Below are 2637 nucleotides of genomic sequence, written 5' to 3'. Positions count from 1 at the left end.
TTCTTAACAGGTACAGCACCTGTTATTGAAAAACAAGAAACGCAGGCTCCCGCTCAAGCTGAAGCACCTGTTCAGGCAGCAGCACAAGAAAAACCTGCTACTCAAGTAAAAGCAGAGGCAACAAATGTGCCTTCTGGTGGCCGTGAGTTAACAGTTGTAGCTACAGCATATACAGCTCATCCAAGCGAAAATGGTGGCACATACGGTGGCCGTGTATTAAGTGCAATGGGTCATGACCTAACAGCAAATCCAAACATGAAGATGGTTGCTGTTGATCCGAAAGTGATTCCACTTGGATCAAAAATATGGGTAGAAGGTTACGGAGAAGCAATCGCTGGTGATACTGGCGGTGCAATTAAAGGGAACCGTATCGACGTTCTAGTTGGCTCAAATTCAGCTGCTGACAAATGGGGACGTAAATCTGTTAAAGTGAAAATTTTAAAATAATCTATATGTAATGAAGAATGGCTGTTAGGAGATTCCTAACAGCCGTTTTTGAATTGTTAAAAAGGATATACTGTTCGGCCAGTAATGATTTTATAAGCGCTGCAAAATTGGTTTTGTATATATTGTAGTGTAGGTTCATCTAATGTTTTTTCGTCTACTATGGAATGGAAGGAACGAAGTAGGCAGTTTAAAGCGAAATATAACTCTTCTTGTGAACAATCTTTTTCCTTTATAGATGTAGCTAAAATGAGTTCTTTTGTTAAAGTTGAAAAATTAATGGGAGCTTGTGTAATTTCCATAATATCCTCTCCGATCTTATTTTTTATCATATATATGTAAAAATGGACAAACTATGTCTACTTTCTATTTTTGTTAATATAATTTCATTTACCAAATTGAAAGAACTTGCATTATGACCATTAAAATTGGTAAGATTGGGTATAATAACTAGATGGAGTATATTACATAAAGAGAGTTGAAGTATATGGGAGAAATGCAACGTGAAAAAGTTGCTGTCATCATTGGACCGACTGCTGTAGGGAAGACAAAGTTAAGTATTGATCTTGCGAAAGCGTTAAATGGTGAAATTATTAGTGGAGATTCGATGCAAATCTATCGTACGATGGATATCGGGACCGCTAAGGTGACGACAGATGAAATGGAAGGAATTCCGCATTATATGATTGATATAAGGAATCCAGAAGAGTCATTTTCTGTGGCGGAATTTCAAGAGCTTGTTCGCGGTCATATTCGAGAAATTACAGAACGCGGGAAATTACCGATTATTGTTGGTGGCACTGGCCTTTATATACAATCTGTTCTATATGATTATCAGTTTACAGATGAAGCTGGAGACTCTGTATATCGAGAACAAATGGAAAAACTAGCGATAGAACATGGTGTGGAATATATACATAAGAAACTACAAGAGGTAGATCCAGAAAGTGCGAATCGTATTCATGCAAATAATGTAAGGCGTGTCATTCGTGCATTGGAAATTTTCCATACGACAGGACAAAAAATGAGTGATCAACTTGAGCAACAAGAAAATGAATTATTATATGATGTTTCATTAATTGGCTTGACAATGGATCGTACAATGCTATATGATCGCATCAACTTACGTGTCGATCATATGATTGGACAAGGTTTATTGCAAGAGGTAGAGGCTTTATATGAAAATGGTGTTCGAGATTGCCAATCTATTCAAGCAATCGGCTACAAAGAGTTATATAATTATTTTGAAGGTCACGCTTCTCTAGAAGAAGCAGTATCGCAATTGAAAACAAATTCACGCCGCTATGCAAAACGTCAATTAACATGGTTCCGTAATAAGATGGATGTAGCATGGTTTGATGTTACGGATGGTGAAAAAACGGCAGAAATTTTGCGATACACAGAAGGAAAGTTACAACTAAAGTCGAATAATAAGTAAGTAGAGAAAAAGAGGAGGATTCGACATGAAGCAATCAATCAATATTCAAGATCAATTTTTAAATCAACTCCGTAAAGAAAATACGTTTGTAACGCTGTACTTATTAAATGGTTTCCAGCTTCGTGGGTTAATTAAAGGTTTCGATAACTTTACTGTTTTATTGGAAACAGAAGGTAAGCAACAGCTTATTTATAAACATGCTATTTCTACATTTGTACCTCAAAAAAATGTTTCGATTGAATTAGAATAGTAAAAATGTTACATAGAAAAAAAGAGCGAGTTACTCGCTCTTTTTATTTTGATTTAAAATAAGATGTTTTTAAGAAACGAGATGCTATGCGATTCTAAATATAGTAAGTCTTATATTTGTATCGCCGGTATTAGGGATTGTAATTTCGCTAAGTGTAGATTGAATGGATATGCTTGTGCCAGCTGTTAATGTTTCAATTGTTGTAAAGGAAAGAGAATCTCCTACTACATTGCAAGAGAAATTATCTGTTGCTGCTTCTCTATTTTGGGAAACACCGACTCCAAGTGGGGCACATCCAGGAGCGGTTGTGGAAATAGAAAAGCTAATTACATATATACCAGTAGTTAAAATGGTTAGTTCATCTGTTCCATTAAAGGAAATATTTATTAGATTAGATGGTGTGCTAAAAACGAAGGTTTCAGATTGAGCGACGGTTTGCGGCTGTGAATTTTGTAGAACGGCTGTTGCGATAGGGAAGCTAGCGCCGGTAGCACCAGTAGCACCA

General features: G+C 36.4%; 5 protein-coding genes. 3 read left to right on the top strand and 2 right to left on the bottom strand.

All coding sequences use genetic code 11. The features are described from left to right. A partial coding sequence (locus tag V7183_RS22810; protein ID WP_335360938.1) for a 3D domain-containing protein occupies positions 1–447 on the top strand: 447 nt, incomplete at its 5' end. A 56-nt stretch (positions 448–503) separates the two neighbouring features. Here V7183_RS22810 and V7183_RS22805 read toward each other — a convergent pair. Continuing rightward, positions 504–740 carry a hypothetical protein gene (locus V7183_RS22805; RefSeq protein ID WP_170958183.1) on the bottom strand — a complete coding sequence of 79 codons (237 nt, stop codon included), beginning with the start codon at positions 738–740 and terminating at the stop codon, positions 504–506. A gap of 191 nt (positions 741–931) precedes the next feature. Between V7183_RS22805 and miaA the strand changes: the two genes are divergently transcribed. Together miaA and hfq are read left to right on the top strand one after the other, a co-directional pair. Further along, positions 932–1882 (top strand): tRNA (adenosine(37)-N6)-dimethylallyltransferase MiaA, encoded by a 951-nt coding sequence (gene miaA / locus V7183_RS22800; RefSeq protein ID WP_097899362.1) that lies wholly within the window; start codon positions 932–934, stop codon positions 1880–1882. 25 nt (positions 1883–1907) lie between these two features. Further along, positions 1908–2132: an RNA chaperone Hfq gene (hfq, locus tag V7183_RS22795; protein WP_000813896.1), complete on the top strand. Its 225-nt coding sequence runs from the start codon at positions 1908–1910 to the stop codon at positions 2130–2132. 84 nt (positions 2133–2216) lie between these two features. Here the strand turns inward: hfq and V7183_RS22790 are convergent. Beyond that, a partial coding sequence (locus V7183_RS22790; RefSeq protein ID WP_335360937.1) for a Gly-Xaa-Xaa repeat protein occupies positions 2217–2637 on the bottom strand: 421 nt, incomplete at its 5' end.

It is taken from the genome of Bacillus sp. JJ1127, assembly GCF_036965845.1.
GTDB lineage: Bacteria > Bacillota > Bacilli > Bacillales > Bacillaceae_G > Bacillus_A.
This window is presented reverse-complemented; position numbering and strand designations above follow the sequence as displayed.